The 16,456-nt window shown below is 73.3% G+C and carries 14 protein-coding genes and 1 pseudogene; 8 read left to right on the top strand and 7 right to left on the bottom strand.

The features are described from left to right. The first annotated feature begins 1 nt into the window (after window position 1). The 3 genes from CCZ36_RS05435 to CCZ36_RS05425 all read left to right on the top strand — a co-directional run bounded on the left by CCZ36_RS05435 (window position 2) and on the right by CCZ36_RS05425 (window position 3,573). The gene (locus CCZ36_RS05435; protein WP_069743927.1) at window positions 2–1,531 is read left to right on the top strand and encodes a tripartite tricarboxylate transporter permease; all 1,530 of its coding nucleotides are present in this window, start codon (window positions 2–4) and stop codon (window positions 1,529–1,531) included. A gap of 13 nt (window positions 1,532–1,544) precedes the next feature. Continuing rightward, complete coding sequence (locus CCZ36_RS05430) at window positions 1,545–3,038, top strand: trifunctional class I SAM-dependent methyltransferase/NUDIX hydrolase/VOC family protein (protein WP_128817127.1); 1,494 nt, start codon at window positions 1,545–1,547, stop codon at window positions 3,036–3,038. 229 nt (window positions 3,039–3,267) lie between these two features. After that, complete coding sequence (locus tag CCZ36_RS05425) at window positions 3,268–3,573, top strand: hypothetical protein (RefSeq protein WP_069738871.1); 306 nt, start codon at window positions 3,268–3,270, stop codon at window positions 3,571–3,573. A gap of 85 nt (window positions 3,574–3,658) precedes the next feature. Here the strand turns inward: CCZ36_RS05425 and CCZ36_RS05420 are convergent, their stop codons facing one another. Together CCZ36_RS05420 and CCZ36_RS05415 are read right to left on the bottom strand one after the other, a co-directional pair. Next, window positions 3,659–4,168, bottom strand: a complete 510-nt coding sequence (locus CCZ36_RS05420) for a DUF402 domain-containing protein (protein WP_128817126.1) — start codon at window positions 4,166–4,168, stop codon at window positions 3,659–3,661. Continuing rightward, window positions 4,152–5,069 carry a GNAT family N-acetyltransferase gene (locus CCZ36_RS05415; RefSeq protein ID WP_128817125.1) on the bottom strand — a complete coding sequence of 306 codons (918 nt, stop codon included), beginning with the start codon at window positions 5,067–5,069 and terminating at the stop codon, window positions 4,152–4,154. Before CCZ36_RS05415 ends, CCZ36_RS05420 begins: the two co-directional genes overlap by 17 nt. 70 nt (window positions 5,070–5,139) lie before the next feature. Here CCZ36_RS05415 and CCZ36_RS05410 point away from each other — a divergent pair, with 70 nt between their 5' ends. Continuing rightward, window positions 5,140–5,514, top strand: a complete 375-nt coding sequence (locus CCZ36_RS05410) for a GntR family transcriptional regulator (RefSeq protein ID WP_128817124.1) — start codon at window positions 5,140–5,142, stop codon at window positions 5,512–5,514. A 29-nt stretch (window positions 5,515–5,543) separates the two neighbouring features. On the opposite strand, the gene CCZ36_RS05405 is transcribed toward CCZ36_RS05410, so the two are convergent. Continuing rightward, on the bottom strand, window positions 5,544–6,638 hold the full coding sequence (locus CCZ36_RS05405; RefSeq protein WP_069738893.1) for a DUF5925 domain-containing protein: 1,095 nt from the start codon (window positions 6,636–6,638) through the stop codon (window positions 5,544–5,546). Between the two features lie 230 nt (window positions 6,639–6,868). Between CCZ36_RS05405 and CCZ36_RS05400 the strand changes: the two genes are divergently transcribed. Beyond that, window positions 6,869–7,672, top strand: a complete 804-nt coding sequence (locus CCZ36_RS05400; protein ID WP_128817123.1) for an SGNH/GDSL hydrolase family protein — start codon at window positions 6,869–6,871, stop codon at window positions 7,670–7,672. 296 nt (window positions 7,673–7,968) lie between these two features. After that, on the top strand, window positions 7,969–8,232 hold the full coding sequence (locus CCZ36_RS05395; protein ID WP_006123458.1) for a hypothetical protein: 264 nt from the start codon (window positions 7,969–7,971) through the stop codon (window positions 8,230–8,232). Window positions 8,233–8,286: 54 nt separating this feature from the next. Here the strand turns inward: CCZ36_RS05395 and CCZ36_RS05390 are convergent, their stop codons facing one another. From CCZ36_RS05390 to hmgA, 4 genes and pseudogenes are all read right to left on the bottom strand, one after another. Next, window positions 8,287–9,483, bottom strand: coding sequence for a CaiB/BaiF CoA transferase family protein (locus CCZ36_RS05390; protein ID WP_069738892.1), 1,197 nt, complete (start codon window positions 9,481–9,483; stop codon window positions 8,287–8,289). 125 nt (window positions 9,484–9,608) lie between these two features. Next, window positions 9,609–10,900: pseudogene (locus CCZ36_RS05385) on the bottom strand (type ISP restriction/modification enzyme). A gap of 70 nt (window positions 10,901–10,970) precedes the next feature. Further along, entirely contained in the window at window positions 10,971–11,777 is an 807-nt protein-coding gene (locus CCZ36_RS05380; RefSeq protein WP_069738866.1) for a GntR family transcriptional regulator, read from the bottom strand. Window positions 11,778–11,816: 39 nt separating this feature from the next. After that, the gene (gene hmgA, locus CCZ36_RS05375) at window positions 11,817–13,136 is read right to left on the bottom strand and encodes a homogentisate 1,2-dioxygenase (protein ID WP_128817122.1); all 1,320 of its coding nucleotides are present in this window, start codon (window positions 13,134–13,136) and stop codon (window positions 11,817–11,819) included. 270 nt (window positions 13,137–13,406) lie between these two features. On the opposite strand from hmgA, the gene CCZ36_RS05370 reads away from it, so the two are divergent. After that, window positions 13,407–14,027 (top strand): TetR/AcrR family transcriptional regulator, encoded by a 621-nt coding sequence (locus CCZ36_RS05370; RefSeq protein ID WP_237302597.1) that lies wholly within the window; start codon window positions 13,407–13,409, stop codon window positions 14,025–14,027. A gap of 171 nt (window positions 14,028–14,198) precedes the next feature. Then, window positions 14,199–16,403 (top strand): molybdopterin oxidoreductase family protein, encoded by a 2,205-nt coding sequence (locus CCZ36_RS05365; protein ID WP_069738863.1) that lies wholly within the window; start codon window positions 14,199–14,201, stop codon window positions 16,401–16,403. The last annotated feature ends 53 nt before the right edge of the window (window positions 16,404–16,456 follow it).

Genomic DNA, 16,456 nt, shown 5'->3' with positions numbered 1-16,456 from the left:
GATGGATTCCCTCAACTCCCTCATCGACGGCTTCGGTACCGCGCTCACTCCGATGAACCTGCTGTGGGCCGCGACAGGCGTCCTGCTCGGCACGGCGATCGGTGTGCTTCCCGGCATCGGCCCCGCGATGGCCGTGGCGCTGCTGCTCCCGGTGACGTACGGACTCGACCCGACCGGCGCGTTCATCATGTTCGCGGGCATCTACTACGGGGCGATGTTCGGCGGCTCCACCACCTCGATCCTCCTCAACACCCCCGGTGAGAGCGCCGCCGTGGTCGCCGCGATCGAGGGCAACCCGATGGCCAAGGGCGGACGCGGCGCCCAGGCGCTCGCCGCCGCCGCGATCGGTCACTTCGCGGGCGGCATGATCGGCACGATCCTGCTGGTCGTCCTCGCCCCGACCGTCGCGTCGCTCGCCATCGGCATCGGCGCACCCGACTACTTCGCCATCATGGTGCTGGCCTTCATCGCCGTCACCTCCGTCCTCGGCGCCTCCCGCATCCGCGGCATCGCCTCGCTCCTCATCGGCCTCACCATCGGTCTGGTCGGCCTCGACCAGATGACCGGCCAGCAGCGCCTGACCTTCGGCTCGCTCCAACTCGCCGACGGCGTCGACGTGGTGATCGTCGCGGTCGGGCTCTTCGCCATCGGCGAGGCCCTCTGGGTCGCCGCCCACCTGCGCCGCTCCACCGGAAAGCCGATCCCCGTCGGCCGGCCCTGGCTCGGCCGGGCCGATCTGAAGCGCACCTGGAAACCCTGGTTGCGCGGGCCCGTCATCGGCTTCCCGTTCGGGGCGATCCCGGCGGGCGGCGCGGAGATACCCACCTTCCTCAGTTACGTCACCGAGAAGCGGCTCTCCAAGCACCGCGACCAGTTCGGCAAGGGCGCCATCGAAGGCGTCGCCGGACCCGAGGCCGCGGCCTCCGCCTCCGCCGCCGGGACCCTCGTCTCGATGCTCACCCTCGGACTGCCCACCACCGCCGTCGCCGCCGTGATGCTGGCCGCCTTCCAGCAGTACGGAATCCAGCCCGGCCCGCTTCTCTTCGAGCGTGAACCGGAGCTGGTCTGGGGGCTCATCGCCTCGCTCTTCGTCGGCATGGTGCTGCTGCTCGCGCTCAACCTGCCGCTCGCGCCCGTCTGGGCGAAGCTCCTGCGCATCCCGCGTCCCTATCTGTACGCCGGCATCCTCTTCTTCGCCGCCGTCGGCGCGTACGCGGTCGGCGGCGAGTCCCTCGACCTGGTGATCCTCCTGGTCATCGGGCTGATCGGGTTCGGGATGCGGCGGTACGGGCTGCCGGTGCTGCCCGCCGTCATCGGCGTGATCCTCGGCCCGGCCGCCGAACAGCAGTTGCGCCGCGCCCTCCAGATCAGCGACGGCAGCGTGACCGGCCTGGTCAACACCCCGTTCTCCGTCACGGTCTACGCGATCGTGGTGCTGATCGTGGCGTGGCCGCTGATCGGGCGGCTGATCGTACGGCTGCGCGGTGGCCGGAAAAGGGCAGAGAAGTCCCGCACTGTCAGTGGCGGCTGAGAGCATCGGAGCCATGACCACGATCGACTGGGACGCGGCGGCCGGCTCCTTCGACGAGGAGCCCGATCACGGGCTTCTCGACCCCGCGGTGCGCGACGCCTGGGCCGGGCGGCTGGAGAGCTGGCTGCCCGTCACCCGCGGTGACGTGCTGGACCTGGGGTGCGGCACCGGCAGCCTCTCCCTGCTCGCCGCGGGCCAGGGCCACCGCGTCACCGCCGTCGACCGCTCGCCCCGCATGGCCGAGCTGGCCCGGACCAAGCTCGCCGGGACCGGTGCGGAGGTCCTCGTCGGGGACGCCGCCCGGCCCCCGGTCGGGGAGCGGGCGTTCGACGTGGTCGTGGCCCGGCATGTCGTCTGGCTGCTGCCCGACCCCGCAGCGGCTCTGGAGCACTGGTTCGGCCTGCTGAAGCCGGGCGGCCGGCTCGTCCTGGTCGAAGGGGTGTGGAACGGCACGGGCCTGTCCGCCAACGCGCTCACCGCCCTGCTCTCCGCGCACACCGAGCGCATCCACCACGAGGACCTGACGTCCGACAGCCGGCTCTGGGGCAAGAAGGTCGACGACGAGCGCTATGCGCTCATCGCCCGCGCGATGCCGCCCCACCGGCACACCGAGGTCGTCGACGTCCATCTGATCCTGCGCCGGGGCCCGGACGTCCTGCTGGCCCGCCGCTCCAACACGGGCTATGCGGACGGCCTGCTCCATCTGCCCTCCGGCCACGCGGAGGACGGCGAGGACGTCCGCGAGGCGATGATCAGGGAGGCCGCCGAGGAGACCGGCCTCGATCTGGACCCCGACGAACTGCGGGTGGCCCTGGTGATGCAGCACCGGGGCCCCGGCGGCGGGGCGCGCATGGGCTGGTTCTTCGTCGCCGAGTACGACCCTGAGCGCCCGCCGCGCAACGCGGAGCCGGACAAGTGCTCCGAGCTGGACTGGTTCCCGCTGGCCGCGCTGCCGGACGACATGGTGGCGTACTGCCGTGCGGGCCTGGACGGTTACCGCTCGGGCGAGCACTTCATGATCCACTGGCATCGGGACGGGGAGCCGATCGCGTACGTCCCGGGCGGTGCCGGGCGGGGCCTCCCGCTGCCCGCCGCCGGGGAGACCACCGGCCGGGTCCACCACATCGAGCTGTGGGTCGCGGACCTGGCGGCGGCGGAGCGCAGTTGGGGCTGGCTCCTGGGCCGCCTCGGCCATGTCCCGTACCAGCACTGGGCCCACGGCCGCAGCTGGCGGCGCGGCGACGCCTACATCGTCCTGGAGCAGTCCCCGGACCTGGTCGCGGGTGATCACGACCGCCGCCGCCCCGGGCTCAACCACCTGGCGTTCCACGTCGCGGACCGGGCCGCCCTGGACGCCCTGACGGCCGAGGCCCCGGCGTACGGCTGGCGCCTGCTGTTCCCCGACCGCCATCCGCACGCGGGCGGCGACGGCCACCACGCCGCCTATCTGGAGGACCCGGCGGGGTACGAGGTGGAGCTGGTCGCCGCGTCGCGACCGCGCCCGTGAGCCGCCACGCGGTTCCTCCAGCCCGGCCCCGGTGCCTGACGGTGTCGGGCTTGTTCGGCGATGGTGCCGTGGTGCCGGCGGGGCCGCCGTCCTTCCGGTGCGCAGCCCGTGATGGACTGGCGTGCGTCTACCGAGGTCAGGGGGAGAAATGCCAGCCGACGAATCCGCACCGCCGGTGCCCGCCCCAACAGATGCCGCACCGGATCAGGCCCGGCGGGACGCCCGACGGATGGAAGCCTGGTCGATCGCGTGGATGCTCCTGGCTCTGGCGGCCTGGGCGTGGTTCGCGTTCCTGATGCTCTCCGACTACGGCCCCGAGTTCGGAAGCGGCGGCCCGATGTGCCGGGGCCCGTTGGTCGGCCCGCCCTCCGAAGACGTCCTCTGCCGCAGCGAACTGCGGCAGTGGCCCGCGCTGGTGGGCATCCTCGCGCTGGCAACCCTGGCGGCCGTCATCGCGGCGGCGACCACGGTGTACGCCAGGATGCTTTCCCGGCTGGCCCGCCGTGACGTGCCCGCCGCGCGGCCGCAGGGCTGAGGCCCCAAGGGGTCGCCAGCTTCAGGGCCACCCTGAGCCGCCCGGCGGTTCGCACGAGCCCTTGCCCCGACGCCTGCCGGGCCGGTCAGGTCAGGAGAGGAGCCAGGCCCTCGAACCTCGCCAGGCGTTCCAGCTCGTCCAGGGCCGAGGCCGCCGCGCCGGCCGCCGCCGGGTCGCGCTCCGCCAGGCCGCTCGCCTCGAACTCGTCCTCGTCCAGCCTCAGGACCGTCGAGCCGTCGGCCGAGACCCACAGATCCAGGTCCAGGTCCTCGACCGTCAGCACCCCGTCCGCGAGCACGGCGGGACGGGTGATGTCGCAGTACCAGCCCTTGAGCCCGCCGTCGCCCGTGCGGACCTCCTTCACCGCGAACCACCGGTCCCGCCAGTAGTGCTCGGTGAACACGTCGCCCGGCTCGAACCGGACGAAGCCGAAGTCCCGCACCCCGGGCGCGGCCCACGGCGCGCGGACGGTGACGCGGACGCCGTCGTCCCGGGCCAGCTCGGCCGGGTAGCGGATCTTGGTGCGGCCCGCCTTGGTCAGGGCGACGACCAGCTCCTCCGGGCCGCCCGCGCGGGGTTCAGAGGGTACGGACATGGCGGACCTCCGTCGCGCAGACCTGGTAGCCGAACCACTGGTTGACGGCCAGCATCGGGCCGTTGCCGGTGTCGTTGGAGGTGTAGGCGTCCGTGTAGCCGGCCGCCCGCGCCCGGTGCAGCGAGTCGTTCTTCGCCAGCTTCGCCAGGCCCCGTCCCCGGAACTCCCGCAGGGTGCCGGTCATGGCGCTCAGATACGTCCGTTCGCCGTCGGTGGTGGCCGCGCTGAACGCCGCCACCTTCCCGCCCACCAGCGCCACCGACGTGAGCCCCTGGTCGAAGGCCGGGTGCCGCCAGACGTTCGTCAGCCAGTCCTCGTAGTCGTCCAGCTCCGAGGTGATGTCGCCCGGTTCGTCCGCCGTCACCTCGGAGTCCGCCTCGAACAGCGCCCGGGGATCGTCGGCGAAGTCCGCCCCGGTCCGCAGCTCGACACCCGGCGGCAGCTCCTGACGCGGCGGCAGGGTGCCGCCCGCGAGGTCCAGCCGCTGGAAGTGGGCCGAGCGCTTGGGCTCGTAACCCCGCTTACGGGCGAACTCCAGGCTTTCCGGGTTGTCCAGCACCCATGCGTACAGCACGGTGGCCCCGACCCCGGCCAGATGTTCCTCGGCCGTGCGCAGCAGCAGCGAGCCCGCGCCCCGGTTGGTGCGGCCGGGGAGCGTCTGCGGGGTGAAGAAGCCCTGCCCCGGCTCGGGGCTCTCGTGGGCGATGCCCGCCTGGGCCGTGGCGATGATCTCGCCGTCCTCCTCGGCGACCAGCAGCCGGTAGTGCTTGTCCGGATGGGCGTGCGTCAGGTCGTGGACGATCTGCTCGGGGGTGGCCACCATCCACGGCACCGAGGCCCGGCGGGCCCGGGTCCACGCCTCCGCGTCGGACGGGCGGAAATCACGCACGATCACAGTCATGCGGTGGACCGTATGCGCAGCCGCACCCCGAACGCCTCCCCTTTTTCCGCCGGTGGGGGACAATCGCCCCGTGACTGAGAAGATCGTCCTCGACCCGGACTCCGGCATTGCCCCGTACGAGCAACTGCGCACGCAGCTCTCCGAACTGGCCCGTTCCGGCGCGCTGCCCGTCGGCCACCGGCTCCCGACCGTACGCGGCTTCGCCGAGGAGCTGGGCCTCGCCGCCAACACCGTTGCCAAGGCCTACCGGGCTCTGGAGGCGGACGGGGTGATCGAGACCCGGGGGCGGCACGGAACCTTCGTCGCGGCCGCCGGGGGAGCGGCCGAACAGCGGGCCGCGACCGCCGCGCAGCAGTACGCGGAGACCGCCGAGCGGCTCGGCCTCACCCGGCAGCAGGCCCTGTCGCTGGCCAAGGACGCGGTGCGGGCGGCGTACGGGGACTGACCCGCGGCCGTACCCCGAAGGGCGCGGCCTCAGAGGTACAGCCCCGCGTCCGCCCCCGTGTCCTGCTGCGGCACCGACGCGGGGCCGATGCCCCGGCGCAGCGCGTACAGCTCGGCCAGGGAGTTGCCCTCCCGGCCCACCCCCTCGTCCGTGCCCAGCCAGGCCACCGACTCCTGACGGGTCAGCGGGCCGACCTCGATCCTGGCCAGACAGCGGCCGGGCCGGACGACGGCCGGGTGCAGCCGTTCCAGGTCCTCGTTGGTGGTGACCCCCACCAGCACGTTGCGGCCCTGGCCCAGCAGACCGTCCGTCAGGTTCAGCAGCCGGGACAGGGCCTGGCCCGCCGTGTGCTTGGCCTCGCCGCGGATCAGCTCGTCGCAGTCCTCCAGGAGGAGCAGCCGCCACCGGCCCTTCTCCGTGCCGTCGTCCTCGCCGATCGCGATGTCCATCAGGTAGCCGACGTCGCTGAAGAGCCGCTCGGGGTCCAGCACGCAGTCGACCTGGCACCAGTCGCGCCAGGAGCGGGCCAGGGTGCGCAGCGCGGACGTCTTGCCGGTGCCGGGCGGTCCGTGCAGCAGGAGCAGCCGGCCCGCGATGTCGTCCGGCGTCACCTTCATCAGCCGGCCCACGGCGTCGGCCACCGGTGCGGTGTAGTTGGGGCGGACCTCGTCCCAGGTCCCGGCGGTGATCCGGCGGGTGGTGCGGTGCGGGCCGCGGGTCGGCGAGACGTACCAGAAGCCCATGGTCACGTTGTCGGGCTGGGGTTCCGGCTCGTCCCGCGCCCCGTCCGTGGCCTGGCCGAGGACCTTCTCCGCCAGCTCCGCGCTGGTCGCGGTCACGGTGACGTCCGCGCCCCGGTTCCACCGGGAGGCCAGCAGGGTCCACCCCTCGCCCTCCGCCAGCGTCGAGCCGCGGTTGTCGTCGCGGGTGGTCCGCAACACCCGGGCGTCCGGCGGCAGCAGCGTCGCCCCGGCCTTGATCCGGTCGAGGGAGGAGCTGTGGGAGTAGGGCTGCTCGCCCGTCGCGAAGCGGCCGAGGAAGAGCGCGTCGACGACGTCGGACGGGGAATCGCTGTCGTCGAGGGTGAGCCGGATCGGCAGAGCGGATTCGGGGGAGTCGGGCATGGCGCTCATGATCCGGCACAGGGGCACCCCGCGCACCCGGTTTCCCGGCGTGTGCCGGGCGCGTGAGCAGCGGCAGCCGACGGAGCGACAGCAGAGTGCCGATGAGCGCCCGTTGAACCGCCGGGGGCGGACGGAAGCACTCCACCCCTATTTTTGGCATGGACACTTCCGGTCGGGCGAGGGTGCTGCTACTACGGAGTAGGCAGATATCCCCTGCTCAAGGAGGTTCCATGAAAATGTCCAGACTCGTGGCGTTCTCGTCCTCTCTCCTGCTCGGCGCCGCCCTCGCCCTGACCGGTGCGGGGGTCGCGAACGCCGACTCGTCCGCCGCGGCCGTCGACTATGTCGCCCTCGGCGATTCCTACTCCTCCGGCGTCGGAGCCGGCAGCTACGACGGCTCCAGCTGCAAGCGCAGCAGCCGCGCCTACCCCGCGCTCTGGGCCGCCGCCAACTCCCCCTCGTCCTTCGACTTCGCCGCCTGCTCCGGTGCCAGGACCAACGACGTCACGGGCAGTCAGCTCGGCAAGCTGAACGCCTCGACCGACCTCGTCTCGATCTCGATCGGCGGCAATGACGCGGGCTTCGCCGACGTCATGACGACCTGTGTCCTCCAGTCCGAGGCCACCTGTCTCAACCGGATCGCCACCGCCCGCGCCTACGTCGACTCCACCCTCCCGGGCAGGCTCGACTCCGTGTACTCGGCCATTCGTTCCAAGGCCCCCTCCGCGCGGGTCGTCGTCCTCGGCTACCCCCGCTTCTACCAGCTCGGCGGCAGCTGCATCGCCGGCCTCAGCGAGAAGGAGCGCACCGCCATCAACGGGGCGTCCGACCACCTCAACACGGCCACCGCCAAGCGGGCGGCGGACCACGGCTTCACCTTCGGGGACGTCAGGACGACCTTCACCGGGCACGAGATCTGCTCCGGCAACTCCTGGCTGCACAGCGTGAACTGGCTCAATATCGGCGAGTCCTACCACCCCACCGCCGCCGGACAGTCGGGAGGGTACCTCCCGGTCTTCAAGTCCGCTCTCTGACCGGCGCGTTCCTCTGCCGGCAGCCTCGTGCGGAAGTCACGGAAGTTGCTGGAGCCGCGAAAGTCGCGGGAGTCCTCGGCGGTCGAGGTCTCCCGCTTCTGGGTGAACGGCGGGCGACCTCAGGGGCAAACCTGTCGAACTGCCCCAAGTCGCCCTGGAATCGCGCGGATTCGGTAACGGCCCGTCAACCTCCGTATATGTGTGCGCAATCGTGTGGCCGGGATACACGGGTGTCACCCCGGGACGATAGGGTTAACCTGCCCGGACCGGGTGCCCTCGTACGGGTGGGGAGTGACATGGAACAGATAACGGTGCGAAGCAGGCCGCGTGTGCCTGCCATCACATGCGGGAGCGGTGCGACCAGTACGCGCCTCGACCGCCATCTCGCGGTGCTCGGCGGCCCCGTCGTCCCGCAGCGCGAAGCGGCCGAAGCGACGTTGCTCATGCGTGAGCTGACCTCGCGCGACGCCGCGCACACCCGCCGGAGCAGGAGCGCCCGCGTGTCGCTCTTCGCGCCGCTGCGGCGACTGCGGCGCTCGCTCTTCGGCAGCCGCCGCTGACCCACGGCCCGGCTCGCCCGCCGTGAGCCGTCCCACCGCTCGGGACGGACCAGGTCAGGCGATCACTCCGTCCCGGCGCAGCACCGATGTCTGCTCGTCCGTCATCCCCAGGGCTCGCAGCAGCGCATCGGTGTGCTCGCCCAGCGCCGGTACGGCACCCATCCGTGGATCCGCACCGCCCGGCAGGGTGATCGGCGGCAGCAGCGCCCGCAACGGCCCCACCGGTGAACCCACTTCCCGCCACCGGTTCCGTGCCGCGAGCTGCGGATGCGCCGCCACGTCGGCCACCGTGTTCAGCCGGGCGCACGCGATACCCGCCGCCTCCAGGCCGGTCAGCGCCTCCTCGCCCGTCAGGTGCGCCAGCGCCCGGCCCACCGCTTCGTCGGTCCGCTCCCGGTTCGCGGTCCGTGCGGCGTTCGTCGCGAAGTCCGGGTCATCGGCCAGCTCGGGCCGCCCCAGCACCTGCTCCGCCAGCCGCCGCCACTCCCGGTCGTTCTGCACGGAGAGCAGCACCTGCTCGCCGTCGGCCGTGGCGAAGGCGTCGTACGGGGCGATCACCGAGTGCGCGAGACCGGTGCGCGGTGGGGGCGTGGCCCCGTGCATCCCCTGGTGCAGCGGGTGGCCCATCCACTCGGCGAGCGCGTCCAGCATGGAGACCTCCACCGGGCCGCCCCGGCCGGTGGTCGCCCGCCGCAGCAGCGCCGCGAGCACCCCGGAGAACGCGTACATGGCCGCCGCGATGTCGGCCGCCGGAATGCCTGCCTTCACCGGCTGCTCCGCCGTCCCCGTCACCGAGACGAGCCCGGCCTCGCACTGCACGAGCATGTCGTAGGCCCGCTTGTGGGCGTACGGTCCCTCCGCCCCGTACCCGGAGATGTCGACGGCCACGAGCCGCGGGTGCGCGGCGCAGAGCGAGGCGGCGTCGAGCCCGAGCCGGGCCGCCGCCCCCTGCGCCAGATTCTGGACGAACACATCGGCTCCGGCGACGAGTTCACGGACCACCGCGAGGCCGCGCGGGTCCTTGAGATCGACGGCGAGGGACTCCTTGCCGCGGTTGCACCAGACGAAGTGCGAGGCGAGGCCGCGCGCCGCCGTGTCGTAGCCGCGCGCGAAGTCACCGCCGTCCGGGCGCTCCACCTTGATGACCCGGGCTCCGAGGTCGGCGAGCTGCCGGGTGGCGAAGGGGGCGGCGACCGCCTGCTCGACGGCCACCACCGTGATGCCGTCGAGGGGGAGGGGCAAGGAATCCATGACCCCGTGCATACCCGCTGACCGGCGCTTTCGCCACCCTCCGCCCGCCCGGCCCGCCGCTCACGGCAGTGCGAGCTGCTTTCCGGCCACCGCTCACAGCAGCGAGAACCGCTCTGCGCCCGCCGCTACAGCAGCGCGAACTGCCCCTCCGGGCCCTCCTCCTGGTGGCCGAGGACGGATGCCGGACGCCGCGCCGAGGCCGGGACCGGCAGTACTCCGGCCGCCCGCAGCTCGGCCGGACCGATCAGCGGCCCCCTCTCCAGCGCTCCCCGCAACTCCTCGCGGGCGCCCGCCGTGCCGTCCAGCAGAGCGAGTACGGTGATGAGTTCGAGCAGCTCCGAGGTCCATTCCCGGGGCCAGCCGCGCGCCCCGACCGCGTCCAGGCCGTCCGTAGCCGCACCGTCCGGCCCCCGGCCCCCGCAGCCGCCGCCCGGCGGCCGAACCAGAGCTCCAGCACGCGCACCCCGCCCACCGTGAACCCCCAGGCTTCCGCGGGCACCGGCGAGATCCGCCCGTCGCCGACGATCAGCGCCTCGTCCTCGGTGTCGTAGGACAGCTCCGTGGGGCGCGCGGGGAGCGCCGCCCGCACATAGGGCCTGCGCCCGCCCGGCAGCCGGGGCCGCTCCCCGCCCCGGGCCCCGCGCGTCTGGAGCCGTAGCAGCTCCCGGCCGAGCGCCACCCCCTGCGACCACACCGTCCCGTCGGCCGGCAACGGGACCAGGGGGCCGGTGGCGGAGGGCCGGGCGGCGGCCAGGATCCAGGCCAGCACCGCTTCCGGGACGAACGCGTCCGGCCCCGTGCCGCCGCCGAGCCGCCCCCGCAGCAGGTCCAGGAGGCCCGGCGCGAGGTTGGGTTCCGTGCCCCCGGGCCTGCGGTGGAGCGGCCTGATCCGGCCGGGCCGCCCGGCGGGGGAGTGCCCGTCGGGCAGCAGCGCGGTCACGGACAGGGCGGGCCCGGCGTCCTCGGGGGCGGAGCTGTGTTCGACCGCGAAGAGCTGCTGCCCGTCGGCGACCCGCCACAGCTCCGGCCGGGCCGCGTCGATCAGACGGTGGTCGGGGAGCAGCCACTGTTCGTCGTAGGGGCCGTGCAGGATCCGTACGGGGTCGGGGCAGGGGCCGGGGTCCCGGGCGAAGCGGGCCGTACCGGTCGACTGGCCGGGCAGGGCCGCAGCCGAGGTGTGCGGCGTACGGGAACGGGTGGACGCGAACAGCCGCTCCTGCTCGGCGGCCTCGGCCCCGGCCAGCCGCTCCCAGCGGGTCCGGAGCGCCACGGGGTCGGGGCCGCTGACCCAGGCGCGGCCGGTGCGGATCGGGCGTACGGACCACGGCATCAGCTCGTCCAGGGGGACGAACGCGTCGAGCGGCGAGGACTCCGTGTCCCCGCCGGATCCGGCCGCCGCCGTCCTGCGCGCTGCCACCGAGCCGTCCCTCCCCTGTCCGCCGTGAGCCTTCGCATCGTAACGGCGGGCGGCGTCCGCGGGGGCGAGGTCAGTGGGCTTCCACCGTCACGGAGAAGGAGAACCGGTCGCCCCGGTAGCGGATCCGGGCCACGTCCACCACGCGACCCTCCTCGTCGTACGTCACGCCCGTGTAGTGCAGGATCGGGCTGAGCAGCGGGACCTGGAGCAGCTCGGCGGTGACGGGGTCGGCGAGGCGGGCCTCCACCGTGTCGGTGATCCGGGAGATCCTGACCCCGACGACGTCCCGCAGGACCTTCGTCATCGGCCAGCGTTCGAGATCGGCCACGTCGATGCGGGCGGCGATGTCGGGGCGGACCGCGTTCTCCGCCCAGTTGGTGGGCTCGTCGCTCTCGTTGTCGCGGCGCAGCCGCCGGTAGCGGGTGACCTCGGCGCAGTCGGGGAAGAACTCCGCGAGATCGCCGGGCAGCGGCACCGGGCCGTGGCCGAGCACGGTCGTCGCCTCGCCGGACTGCTGGGCGACGATCGCGTCGACCGAACCCAGCAGCCGGACCGGGGAGACCCGCCGGGCGCGCGGCTCGATGAACGTGCCGCGCCGCCGGTGCCGGCTGATCAGCCCCTCCGTCTCCAGCTCCTTGAGCGCCTGGCGCATCGTGAGGACGCTGACCCCGTAGTGCGCGGCGAGCTGTTCCTCGGTGGGCAGCCGGGCGGAGGCGTCCTGCGGGCGGCCCAGTATGGAGGCCCGCAGCGACTGGGAGACCTGATACCAGAGCGGCAGCTTCCGGTTCAGGACGAGGGAGTCGGGGGCGAAGGCGGGCGGATGGCGCGGCTGGTCCACCCCGCTGTCCGCCCCGGCCTGCTCATGGCTCTCGGTCATGTCGTCCCCGTCCCGTTCCGCCCCTGCCGCGCCCGTCGGCTACGGCCGGAAGTTGCGGCTCAGACCCTGCCACACGTCGTCGTAGCCGCGCTGCAGATGACCGGCGGATGCCGCCTGCTCCGTCGCCGTGACCGGCCACCGGGTCTCGAACATGAAGGCCAGTCCGTCGTCGATCTTCTGCGGCTTCAGCTCCGCCGCGCTCGCCCGGTCGAAGGTCTCCCGGTCCGGGCCGTGCGCCGACATCATGTTGTGCAGGGAGCCGCCGCCGGGGACGAAGCCGTCGGCCTTCGCGTCGTACGCCCCGCCGATCAGGCCCATGTACTCGCTCATCACGTTGCGGTGGAAGTACGGCGGGCGGAAGGTGTCCTCGCCGACCAGCCAGCGCGGGGCGAAGACGACGAAGTCCACCCCGGCCAGCCCCGGGGTGTCGGACGGCGAGGTCAGCACCGTGAAGATCGACGGGTCGGGGTGGTCGTAGCTGATCGTGCCGATCACGTTGAACCGGCGCAGGTCGTAGACGTACGGGGTGTGGTTGCCGTGCCAGGCCACCACATCGAGCGGCGAGTGGTCGTACGTCGCCGACCAGAGGTTCCCGCAGAACTTGTTGACCACCTCCACCGGGCCCTCGTGGTCCTCGTACGCGGCGACGGGCGCCAGGAAGTCCCGGGCGTTCGCCAGGCCGTTGGCGCCGATCGGGCCGAGATCGGGCAGCGCGAACGGGCGGCCGTAGTTCTCGCAGACGTAACCGCGCGCGGTCTCCTCCAGCAGCTCCACCCGGAAGCGGACCCCGCGCGGGATCAGCGCGATGTGGCCCGGTTCGGCGCGGAGCAGGCCCAGCTCGGTGCGGAGCAGCAGCCCGCCGCGCTCCGGGACGATCAGCAGCTCGCCGTCGGAGTCGCTGAACACACGGTCCGTCATCGAGGAGTTGGCGTGGTAGAGGTGGATCGCCATCCCGGCGCGCTGCGCGGCGTCGCCGTTGCCGCCGAGCGTCCACAGCCCGCTCAGGAAGTCCGTGGCCGGCGCGGGGTCGGGCAGCGGGTTCCAGCGGAGCCGGTTGGGGTCCGGCACGGTCTCGGTGAACGGGGCCGAGCGCAGGGCGCCGTTGTCGATGCGGGTGAACGCCGGATGGGCGGCCGAGGGGCGGATCCGGTAGAGCCAGGAACGGCGGTTGTCCGCGCGCGGCTCGGTGAACGCGGAGCCGCTCAGCTGCTCCGCGTACAGCCCGAGGGGGGCGCGCTGGGGGGAGTTGCGGCCGTGCGGGAGCGCTCCCGGCACCGCCTCCGAGCTGTGCTCGTTGCCGAAGCCGGAGGAATGGGTCAGCCCCTCGGCCGTCTTCCTCGCCTGGTCGATCGCGCTCATCCCGCACTCCCGGTGCCCAAGAAAGCCATCGGATCCGCCGGACGACGAATCCTATGCACCACCGTAGGAATAGGAGCGGGGCGCGTCAACGGCACACATCGGGCCATTCGGTGCGTGTGCGGTGCGGTGCGGTGCGGTGCGTGTGCGTGACCGGGTGCCTGTGCCTGTGGTGCCGGCCCTTGCTGCCGCCGGTGTCCGCCCCTGCCCCTGGGCTCCGCCCCGCTCCCCACTGGTGTCCGGCCCGTGCGCGGGGCACGGCATCATGGGCCCGTGCCTTCTCAGCCCCCTGTCTCCCCGAATCTCCGCCGCGCCCCCGTGCAGCAGCGCAGTGCCGACCGGCTGGCCCGGATACTCGACTCCTGCGCCGGTCTCCTCGACGAGACTGGATACGAGCAGCTCACCACCCGGGCCGTCGCCGAGCGCGCCGAGGTGCCGATCGGCTCCGTCTACCGGTTCTTCTCCAACAAGCGCGCGCTCGTCGACGCCCTCGCGCTGCGCAATCTGGACGCCTACGCCGACCGCATCGCCGCCCGGCTCGCCGGCCTCCCCGTCGGCGACTGGCGCGCCGCCATCGACGCGGTGCTCGACGAGTACCTGGCGATGAAGCGGAGCGTCCCCGGCTTCGCGCTCGTCGACTTCGGGCCGCCGTTCCCCGTCGAGGGTGCGGCGGACGACGCCAACCGACGGCTGGCGGACCGGCTCGCCGTGCTGCTCGCCGGGCACCTCGGCCGCCGGCCCGACGAGGGGCTCTCCCGGGCGATCCTGGTGAGCGTCGAGGCCGCCGACGCGCTGCTGCAACTCGCCTTTCGTACGGACCCCTCGGGGGACGCGGCCATCATCGCCGAGACGCGGACCCTGGTCAGGTCCTATCTCGCGCAGACGCTGGACTGAGCCGAGCGCCTCGGGCCGCTTCCGCGGGGCCCGCCCGTCGTCTTCTCCGTGCGACCCCTCCCCACCATGCGTACCGGTCGGTATGCTCGCCTGTGCCGGGCCCCGGGGTTCCGGCGCCCCTGCCCGGCCCATGTCCGCGTGCCGTCGCCGCAGCCGCCCTGGGGAGGGCCCATGTCCCACGACTCTCGCACCGCACCGCGTATCTGCCCCCTCTGTGAGGCCACCTGCGGCCTCACCCTCACCATCGAGGGGACCACCGTCACCGGTGCGCGCGGCGACCGCGACGACATCTTCAGCCGGGGCTTCATCTGCCCCAAGGGGGCCTCCTTCGGAGGGCTCGACGCCGACCCCGACCGGCTGCGCGTCCCCCTCGTGCGCGGCGAGGACGGGGAGCTGCGCGAGGCGACCTGGGGCGAGGCGTTCGACCTGATCGCCGCGCGGATACCGGACCTGGTGAAAGCGCACGGCCCACAGGCAGTCGGTGTGGTCCTCGGCAACCCCAACGTGCACACGATGGCGGGCTTCCTCTATCCGCCCCTGCTGCTCGGCGCCCTGCGCACCCGCAACGTGTTCACCGCGAGCACCCTGGACCAGATGCCCAAGCACGTCTCCAGCGGCCTGCTCTTCGGTGACGCGCACGCCATCCCCGTGCCGGATCTCGACCGCACCGGCCATCTCCTCCTGATCGGCGCCAACCCGCTGGAGTCCAACGGCAGCCTCTGCACCGCCCCCGACTTCCCCGGCCGGCTCAGGGCCCTGCGCCGGCGCGGTGGCACCCTCACCGTCATCGACCCGCGCCGCACCCGCACCGCCCGCCTGGCCGACCGGCACGTCGCGATCCGGCCCGGCGCGGACGCACTGCTCCTGGCGGCCGTCGCGCACACCCTCATCGACGAGAAGCTCGCCGACCCCGGGCCGCTGGCCGAGCACCTGGACGGACTCGACGAACTCGCCGCCGCCCTGGCGGACTTCACCCCGGACGCGGTCGCCGCCGCCTGCGACGTGGACGCGGACACCATCACCGCCATCGCCCGCGAACTCGCGGCCGCCCCCACCGCCGCCGTCTACGGGCGCATCGGCAGCTGCACCGTCGAGCACGGCACCCTGGCCAGCTGGCTGGTGGACGTCCTCAACATCCTCACCGGCAACCTCGACCGGCCCGGCGGAGCGCTCTTCCCGCTCTCCGCCACCGCCCGCGCACCCCGGGCGGCCGCCCCCGGGACTCGTAACGCCGTCCCCGGCAAGGGCTTCGCGCTGGGCCGCTGGTCGAGCCGGGTCTCCGGGCACCCCGAGGCCAAGGGCGAACTGCCCATCGCCGCCCTCGCCGAGGAGATCGACACCCCGGGCGAGGGCCGTATCCGCGCCCTGGTGGTCATCGCGGCCAACCCCGTACTCTCCGCGCCCGACGGCGACCGGCTCGACGCGGCCCTCGCCGACGGGCTCGACTTCATGGTCAGCGTCGACCCGTACCTCAACGAGACCTCCCGCCGAGCCGACGTCGTCCTGCCCCCGCCGCCGCCCTCGCAGAGCGCCCACTTCGACTTCGCGCTCAACACCTTCGCCGTCCACAACCAGGTCCGCTACACCCGCGCCGCCGTGCCCCTGGAGGACGGGCGGATGGACGAGAGCGAGATCCACGCCCGGCTGATCCTCGCGGTGAGCGGCATGCACGGCGCGCCGCCCTCCGCCGTCGACGACCTGGCCGTCGACACCGCCCTCACCCGGGCCGGGGCCCCGAAGGAGCTGGCCGCCGAACTCACCGGAGAGAGCGGCCCCGAGCGGCGACTGGACCTGCTGCTGCGCCTCGGGCCGTACGGGCTGACGCTCCAGCGACTCCTCGCCCACCCGCACGGCATCGACCTCGGCCCGCTGAAACCCCGCCTCCCGGAGGTCCTGCGCACCCGCTCCGGCCGCGTCGAACTGCTCCCGGAACCGATCGCCGCCGATCTGCCGCGGCTGCGCCGGGCGCTGGGCGGCCGTCCCGCCCCGCTCGTCCTCGTCGGCCGCCGCCATCTGCGCTCCAACAACAGCTGGATGCACAACGTCGGCTCACTCACCGGCGGGTCCAACGTCTGCACCCTCCAGATCCACCCCGACGACGCGGCCCGCCTGGGGCTGGCCGACGGGGACACCGCCCGGATCGAGTCGTCGGGCGGTGGCATCGAGGCCCCCGCCGAGATCACCGACACCGTCCGCAACGGGGTGGTGAGCCTCCCGCACGGCTGGGGCCACGGCCGCCCCGGGACGCGTATGTCCATCGCCGCCGCCCACCCCGGGGCGAACGTGAACCAGCTGCTCGACGGCACGCTCCTGGATCCGCTGTCCGGCACCGCGGTCCTGAACGCCATCCCCGTCTCCGTCACCCCAGCTCACTAGCGCCACCGCGTTGACCTGGGGTTTTGCTCGTATTGCTCACGCGTCAACGTCTT

The organism is Streptomyces sp. S063 (genome assembly GCF_002832675.1).
Classification (GTDB): Bacteria; Actinomycetota; Actinomycetes; order Streptomycetales; family Streptomycetaceae; genus Streptomyces; species Streptomyces sindenensis.
The sequence above is the reverse complement of the archived record's forward strand: the minus strand, read 5'-3'. Positions and strand labels throughout refer to the sequence as shown.

What these genes read in the sequence shown, in the direction of transcription:
- CCZ36_RS05435 (WP_069743927.1), top strand. Translation starts at nt 2, where the DNA reads ATGGATTCCCTCAACTCCCTCATCGACGGCTTCGGTACCGCGCTCACT.
- CCZ36_RS05425 (WP_069738871.1), top strand. Translation starts at nt 3,268, where the DNA reads ATGGAAGCCTGGTCGATCGCGTGGATGCTCCTGGCTCTGGCGGCCTGG.
- CCZ36_RS05420 (WP_128817126.1), bottom strand. Translation starts at nt 4,168, where the DNA reads ATGTCCGTACCCTCTGAACCCCGCGCGGGCGGCCCGGAGGAGCTGGTC.
- CCZ36_RS05405 (WP_069738893.1), bottom strand. Translation starts at nt 6,638, where the DNA reads ATGCCCGACTCCCCCGAATCCGCTCTGCCGATCCGGCTCACCCTCGAC.
- CCZ36_RS05400 (WP_128817123.1), top strand. Translation starts at nt 6,869, where the DNA reads ATGAAAATGTCCAGACTCGTGGCGTTCTCGTCCTCTCTCCTGCTCGGC.
- CCZ36_RS05390 (WP_069738892.1), bottom strand. Translation starts at nt 9,483, where the DNA reads ATGGATTCCTTGCCCCTCCCCCTCGACGGCATCACGGTGGTGGCCGTC.
- hmgA (WP_128817122.1), bottom strand. Translation starts at nt 13,136, where the DNA reads ATGAGCGCGATCGACCAGGCGAGGAAGACGGCCGAGGGGCTGACCCAT.
- CCZ36_RS05365 (WP_069738863.1), top strand. Translation starts at nt 14,199, where the DNA reads ATGTCCCACGACTCTCGCACCGCACCGCGTATCTGCCCCCTCTGTGAG.
- CCZ36_RS05395 (WP_006123458.1), top strand. Translation starts at nt 7,969, where the DNA reads ATGGAACAGATAACGGTGCGAAGCAGGCCGCGTGTGCCTGCCATCACA.
- CCZ36_RS05430 (WP_128817127.1), top strand. Translation starts at nt 1,545, where the DNA reads ATGACCACGATCGACTGGGACGCGGCGGCCGGCTCCTTCGACGAGGAG.
- CCZ36_RS05415 (WP_128817125.1), bottom strand. Translation starts at nt 5,069, where the DNA reads ATGACTGTGATCGTGCGTGATTTCCGCCCGTCCGACGCGGAGGCGTGG.
- CCZ36_RS05380 (WP_069738866.1), bottom strand. Translation starts at nt 11,777, where the DNA reads ATGACCGAGAGCCATGAGCAGGCCGGGGCGGACAGCGGGGTGGACCAG.